General features: G+C 38.4%; 5 protein-coding genes and 2 pseudogenes. 3 read left to right on the top strand and 4 right to left on the bottom strand.

The window, feature by feature from the left end; all coding sequences use genetic code 11:
• The 4 genes and pseudogenes from AAC037_RS16830 to creD form a co-directional block, all read right to left on the bottom strand.
• A pseudogene (locus AAC037_RS16830) lies at nucleotides 1-307 on the bottom strand (dihydroorotate dehydrogenase (quinone)); the annotation flags it as partial.
• A gap of 449 nt (nucleotides 308-756) precedes the next feature.
• On the bottom strand, nucleotides 757-1,389 hold the full coding sequence (locus AAC037_RS16825; RefSeq protein ID WP_339904181.1) for a protein-tyrosine-phosphatase: 633 nt from the start codon (nucleotides 1,387-1,389) through the stop codon (nucleotides 757-759).
• A gap of 151 nt (nucleotides 1,390-1,540) precedes the next feature.
• Entirely contained in the window at nucleotides 1,541-1,873 is a 333-nt protein-coding gene (locus AAC037_RS16820; protein WP_339904179.1) for a metalloregulator ArsR/SmtB family transcription factor, read from the bottom strand.
• A gap of 257 nt (nucleotides 1,874-2,130) precedes the next feature.
• Nucleotides 2,131-3,453: a cell envelope integrity protein CreD gene (gene creD, locus AAC037_RS16815; protein ID WP_339904177.1), complete on the bottom strand. Its 1,323-nt coding sequence runs from the start codon at nucleotides 3,451-3,453 to the stop codon at nucleotides 2,131-2,133.
• A gap of 436 nt (nucleotides 3,454-3,889) precedes the next feature.
• Between creD and AAC037_RS16810 the strand changes: the two genes are divergently transcribed.
• The 3 genes and pseudogenes from AAC037_RS16810 to AAC037_RS16800 all read left to right on the top strand — a co-directional run.
• Nucleotides 3,890-5,443, top strand: coding sequence for a M20/M25/M40 family metallo-hydrolase (locus tag AAC037_RS16810; protein ID WP_339904175.1), 1,554 nt, complete (start codon nucleotides 3,890-3,892; stop codon nucleotides 5,441-5,443).
• A 233-nt stretch (nucleotides 5,444-5,676) separates the two neighbouring features.
• Nucleotides 5,677-6,648, top strand: coding sequence for a type IV toxin-antitoxin system AbiEi family antitoxin (locus AAC037_RS16805; protein ID WP_339904173.1), 972 nt, complete (start codon nucleotides 5,677-5,679; stop codon nucleotides 6,646-6,648).
• Nucleotides 6,623-6,846, top strand: a pseudogene (locus tag AAC037_RS16800) (hypothetical protein); the annotation flags it as partial. The gene AAC037_RS16805 and the pseudogene AAC037_RS16800, both read left to right, overlap by 26 nt.

Below are 6,846 nucleotides of genomic sequence, written 5' to 3'. Positions count from 1 at the left end.
GCTTAGGGTTCCCTCCTTGGGGTTTTGGAGTCAAGGTTCCAATTTCAATAAAACCAAACCCCAATAGAGACATTTCATCAATAAGCTTGGCATCTTTGTCAAAACCTGCGGCCAAACCAATGGGGTTTTTAAATTTTAGGCCAAACACTTCTCTCTCCAACGTTTTGTGTTCGAAGGCAAAATTTCCACGAATTGCTTGTTTAAGCAATGGGAAATTGAACAGTGTCTTGATCCAGGAAAATGTAAAATGGTGTGCAGATTCCGGGTTTTTTAGGAAAAGAAGAGGCTTTATGATTTGTTTGTACACGACGTTGAATTTTTCTCAACCACAAAAATAACGCAATTCTTTGACAATCGACGGGAATTGGCCCAGCAATATAGAAGATATTAAATATCAGTATTAGAAATAGAAAAATGAAATTTTAATAGAGGAAAAGGGAAAGCGATTTACCAAAGTTGTTTCCCTAAAAGGTTTAATTTGAATAAGCATTCCAACACTTTTCCCTCTACTCAAGCTTTTGGCTGCCCTAGAATCCTCTAGCCGGTTTCCAGCCCTTTATATTGATGCTGAGGCAGTGGAGCCAAAAACTAATCCAAAGGTTTTTTTGACTTTGCGGAAAAAACTTTGATCAGGATTTTACATAGAGATTAGTAATGCGTGTTGCATGGGCAAGCAGAGAAGTGGTTGAAATCGAGGTGATTTCAACACCTAATTGAAGATTTATTGCATAGTTTGGGTTTAATTTATGTATTAATTTAAAACTTGATTTCAGAAAAAACCAAGTACATCTCTGTAGCTATCTGCAGGCTTCTTTCCATGTATTTTTCATCCTGTTCAGGGCTGTTGTCAAATGCTTTAGGATCCTCAAAGGTGATGGGAATGCGTTTCTCAGCTCCGGGAATAAATGGGCAGCCCGCATCTGCTTGTGAGCAAGTCATGATCGCAGCAAAATGGGATGTGGGATTGAATGCGTCCTCATACTTTTTTGAAAACCCTATGATAGGATGTTGGTTGGCTGCGTATTTGATCCCATATACTGGATTTTCTTGATGGGAAAGGCTTTGAATTAAAAGCCCAGATTTTTGAAGGGTTTCCACCACTTTGGGGAAAAGTGCAGTAGCTTCTGTTCCTCCGGAGTAGCAAAACAAATTATTTATTCCAAAATTAAAAGCCATCACCTGGGCCCAAACTTGAGATAGATGACTTCTCCTAGAATTGTGGGTACAGATAAAATTAAGTCGAATTTCTTGTTGGCTTTCAACTTTGGCCTGAATAAAATCTATGAGTGGCTTCAGAATCAATTTGCGCTCAGTGGTAATATTCTCCGGTTTTAAATTCCGGATGGTGTTGATAATTTCGGGATAAAGTTGTGGTTGGCTGGTTAACATAGTAGCTCAGAGTTAGAAATTTCTTATGATCGGACAATATTATTCGAATGTTATTTTACGCTGATTAGGTTAGCTGTGCCATTCGGCCTATTGAGTAATGAATAGTCTCAAATAGGCATTTATGGCCAACTTGGATCGCATTGTTTTCAGTTTAGCAGCAACTTGGATTGTTGGTTGAGTCTTGGTTTAGAAATTCGGACATGAGTGATTTCATGGCTGCCCATTTCTCTTCGTTAATGCAATAGCAAACGCTAGTTCCTTCCACATTTCCCTTAATCAAACCAAGCTGTTTCAATTCTTTTAAGTGTTGGGATATGGTAGGTTGGGCCAATCCTATTTCATCCTCAATATCTCTACAAACGCAGGAGTCTATTTTAAACAAGTATTGTAAAATAGATACCCGTGCGGGATGCCCAAATGCTTTTGCAAACAAAGCAATTTCGTTTTGTTTGTCGGTAAATATCTCTGTTTTTGCTAAGCCCATCTTTGGCTATTGTTTGATTGCAATATTACGATAAATAATTAAATCCTCAAAATAGGATATGGTTCTTTAAAGTGAATGATTTATTAAATTTAAAGAGGTAATATATTTTGCTTGGTAAGGGCTTATGTAATTCCTAATCCATGGACTGATGGGCTCCACCCATCCCATTGAGATATCAGCCTTTCAGGCAAAGGTTTCACATTTTTCGGGAAAGAAAATGCGAAACCTTGGGGCTACCTCTGAATGTGTTAGGATTACTATTTTTCTCCTTCCAAGTTAATATTGTACCAATCAATCTTACGTGAGAAGTACATAATCAGCCCCAGAATAATGAATAAACCGATACTTCCAATAAGGAGCGCATAGTCCTGAAGTTGAATTATTACAAAGATGAAGCTGTAAAGCACCGTTAAAATTCCGGTGATCAGCATGGTTAATTTCCCCGATTTTAAGATGGCCCTCACGTATCCTGCGATAAGGGACAAAGTTGCTATAGCGGAAACAATAAAGGCGAGATTAAATTTAAGGTGTTCTGATATGGAAAGTAAAAGCGTATAAAAAACAATCAATGAAACCCCAACCAGGATGTATTGGATTGGGTGAATAAAAATTTTATTTAGTACCTCAATAAAGAAAAATACAAGGAAGGTAAAGCCAATAAATAAGATTGCATATCGGATGGATCTGTAGGTTTTTTGGTAATTGTCGACTGGCAGGAGAAGGTCTATTCCAAAAGAAGAGGGATCAATGGAATGTCGGCTTCCGGCCCATATTTGAGGGTAGTTTCTATTTAAATGCAAGATGTTCCAATTCGCATTGAACCCTTTATCATTTACTTCTCTATGGTCGGGCAGAAATGCCCCATTAAAACTTGGGTTGGGCCATTCTGAAGATAAATCAATATCCGTTATTTTGCCAACTGGCGTAAAATACAGTTTTTGGCTTCCTTTTAAGTCTAGACTCAAATCAAAATCGTAAATTTTATCAACATTTGGGTCGATCGCTAAAGAAGCATTGATGCCACTACCTGCGATATCATTGGTAGGTACACCGGGATTGAAGGAGACCTTTTCCTTATTCCAATTCAAATTCACTTGTTCTTCGATTCCTCTGAGGTCATTTACCCCTATCACAAATTCTGCCTGATCAAATAAAATATCTTTAGTTTGGATATCAAGTGCTTTCAGGTCAAACTGGTTAAATGTTCCAGAAATATCCAGTTTAGAATTGTAAACGACGATTTCGTAGATGCCTCTATGGCGTTTCTCGGGGTTTATATTGCCGGAAATATTAAGCTTTGTTGGTAATATATGGAGATGCTCCTTTATCTGAACTATTTTTTCAATGGAATCTTTGGGTGAAAATTGCTTTACATAGCGATGGTAAGGTATGGAAATAAAAGGGCCGGAAATTGTCTGTTCCTCACCCCATTTGGCACTGACTTCCCTGATTGCTTCATCTTGGGTCCACTCCCTTTCACTAATTAAATTTTCAATCATAAAAGTTGGAATGAGTAATAACAAACCGATGATGGTGATTGTAGTTACTTTAAAGTAAATATTGGTTTTTAAGTTTTTCATGGGAAGGGAGGCTTACAATTGTTTATACGGAAAAGGGGACTGTATTTTTTCAGATTATCAAAGAGTGTGCCTTATTAGGTTAAATTTGGTTAAACCCGGAATCGAGAAATCCAATATTTTGCCTTGGCTTGAGGAATCACTAACCTATGTACTATTGGGCTTCATCGCTATGAGATGCCAGCCTTTCAGGCCTCTACTTTATAAAAATAACTTTATTCTAGCCCTAAAGGGGCGAAATATCATAGGACAGGGTGAAGTCCTGTATTAGAATCTTTTACCTTCTAAAAAAAGCGCACCCAACCTTACAAATCCAATTAATATAACTGGAACTATCTGACTCAGCTATATCTACCATTATAATTATTTGTAGCCTTGTGCTTTCATAATTCTTTCTTAATTTCATTCGATTTTAACCAAGTATACTATCGTTCACCTTATGAAAGCCTTTTCTACTCTTTTTACTGCCCTATTTCTTTTTGTTGGATTCAGCTCCTTTGGGCAGACAAGGTCCCAAGCAATTTCCAAAATCAACACCGAAGGCTTTCAACGATCACAGGTCATGCAGCTTATTGGAGATTTGTCCGATGTTTATGGGCCTAGATTGACCGGTACCGATCAGTACCTTACCGCAGCTCATTGGGCAAAGAAAACCATGGAAGCTTGGGGGCTGGACAAAGTGTATTTCGAAAATTATTGTGACGATTGTATGGGTTGGGAAGTGAAGTCATTTAATGTGGAAATGATTGAACCGGCCTATATGAAAATACAAGCCTATCCATATGCCTGGACAGAAAGTTCCAAGGGGGTGCAAATAGGAGACATGGTTTGGATAGAAAATTATGGCGCCATAGAAGCCGTGAAAAAACAATGGGCAGGAAAACTGAAAGGGAAGACGGTATTGATAGGCTCGGTTCCCAAGAAAAACATGTTGTTCGATCCACTTTCGGAAAGATTTACCGAAGAGGAAATCGAGGGCGCTAAAAAAGATATACTACCAGCCTCTCCAAGTCCATTGGGCCCAACTTCCGGAAATGTGGACTTGGTGGCCAACAAGGATGTTGTTTTTGAAAAAGGAATGCGGAAGAACGATGCTTTTTATGCCTTTCTGAAAGAAGAAGGGGCATTAAGTATTTTAGGAACTACCCCTTTATTCCCGGGTATTGTTCATCCTAGTGGTACCTACAGTTTTAAAGAAAGTCACATCAAATCAGTGCCCTATTTTGCAATCTCTCCGGAAAGTTTCGGGAAATTAAAACGTCTTGTTGACAGAGAAATTCAGCCAAAAATCAAATTTCATTTGGATTCAGAGCTTTATTTGAAGCCGGAAAATAATGTGAACATCCTAGGAGAAATTACAGGTTCAGATCCTGAATTAAAAGAAGAAGTGGTGATGATAGGGGCCCATTTTGACACCTGGCATCCGGCTTCCGGAGCCACAGACAACGGTGCAGGCACCGGAGTGATGATGGAAGTGATGCGTATCCTCAAAGCTACAGGATTGAAACCCAAGCGAACCATAAGAATTGCCCTTTGGGGAGGCGAGGAACAAGGCTTTTTAGGTTCATTGGCTTATGCTGAGGACCACTATGGGAAAGTAGGCGAAACAAGCAGAAAAAAGGAAGTTGAAAAGATCTCGGCCTATTTAAACATGGACAATGGGGCAGGTAAAATGCGAGGCATCTACCTACAGGGAAATGAAGGCGTACGACCTGTTTTTGAAGAGATGTTGGCGCCCTATGATCATCTCGATGTGGGTAATCTAAGCATCCAAAATACCAACTACACCGACCACGATGTTTTTGATTATTACAAAATCCCTGGATTCCAGATCATTCAGGACATGCTAAACTATTTCACCGTCACCCACCATACCAATCTGGATGCCTTGGAATACGTGCCCGAACGAGACGTAATGATCAATGCCACTGTAATTGCTGCCCTTGTGTATCAAATTGCAGAGAGAGAGGAAATGATGCCTAGGGAGGAGTAGGGAGTTAGGAATGAGATTTACATGGATCAATTGTTACATGTGAGCCTGTTTATTGGTGGGAGATTTGCCTTTTGGCTTAATTTGAATTGCCACCAAGTTGTTGTAATACAGGAAGCGAAGCGCGCTATTTATACTTTATTTAGAGCATTTTTTTGATAAGTGTAGCAAAGAACATAACATGTTCACGTTTACCTCTTGTTCACGTAACGTGAACGTGTTATATTTGTGAACAAATGGAGAGAGAAGTATTAAATATTGCCTTAGAGAATGTACAAAAAGAAATCCCTTTGCAATTTCACTATACACCAAAAGGACAATTTGATGGTGAACTTGCCCTCAATTATAACCAACAGCAATATCTCTTTTTTATTGAAGTAAAAAAAGAAGTACGGCAATACATTGTAGCTCAGTTAGAAGCGTATAAAGGAACAGGTTCAGACATCCTTTTAGTGGCAGAACGGATTCCTAGCAAAGTAAAAATTGCATTGCGTGAACGAAAAATGCCTTATATAGAAGCAAATGGGAATGTTTATATAGAAAAAAGGGAATTATTCTTATTAGTAGATACCCACAAACCGATTAACCACACAAAAGAAAAAGGGAATAGAGCATTTACAAAAACGGGGTTAAAAGTACTCTTTCATTTTTTACTTAAACCAGAGCTCGTGAATAAAACCCAACGAGAAATTGCAGAATATACAGGTGTAGGTTTAGGTAATATCCCGCAAGTCTTAGATGGGCTGAAAGCAACTGGATATCTTCTACCGCTAAATAAAAAAGAATATACTTGGCAAAAAAGAAAAGAACTGTTATTTCGCTGGGTCGAAGATTATGAAACTATCCTCAAGCCAGGGTTAAAGAAAAAGACTTACCAAATGAGGATAGATTGGAAAGATATTCAATTAAATGAAAGGATTGCTGCTTGGGGAGGGGAGGCAGCAGCCGACTTGATTACCAATTACCTGCGACCTGAGAAATTTATTCTTTATACGAATGAAGATCAAGCTAACCTAATAAGGAACTATAAACTTAAGCCTAAAAAGGAAGGTGATCTAGAAGTCGTAGAAATGTTCTGGAATCAAAACCTGAATACCCAAATAGCTCCTTCAGTAATTGTTTATGCTGAACTTTTAATTGGAGGAGGTAAACGAAATAAGGAAACTGCAGAAATGATATTTAATGAGCAAATCAAACCAATCTTATAAAGAGTTAGCGATACCCCATTTTTCCGAGGTCTTTCATCTCATTGATGAAGTAATGGAACAATTTGGAGTCCCATATTATCTTATTGGTGCAAGTGCGCTTGCCTTAGAATTACTTAAAGACAATATTAAACCAAGCCGGGGAACAAAAGATATAGATTTTGCCATTATGCTCTCTTCAATGAAAGAATACGAGGAGAT

The sequence above is a fragment of the uncultured Cyclobacterium sp. genome (genome assembly GCF_963976465.1).
Taxonomy (GTDB): domain Bacteria; phylum Bacteroidota; class Bacteroidia; order Cytophagales; family Cyclobacteriaceae; genus Cyclobacterium.
The sequence above is the reverse complement of the archived record's forward strand: the minus strand, read 5'-3'. Positions and strand labels throughout refer to the sequence as shown.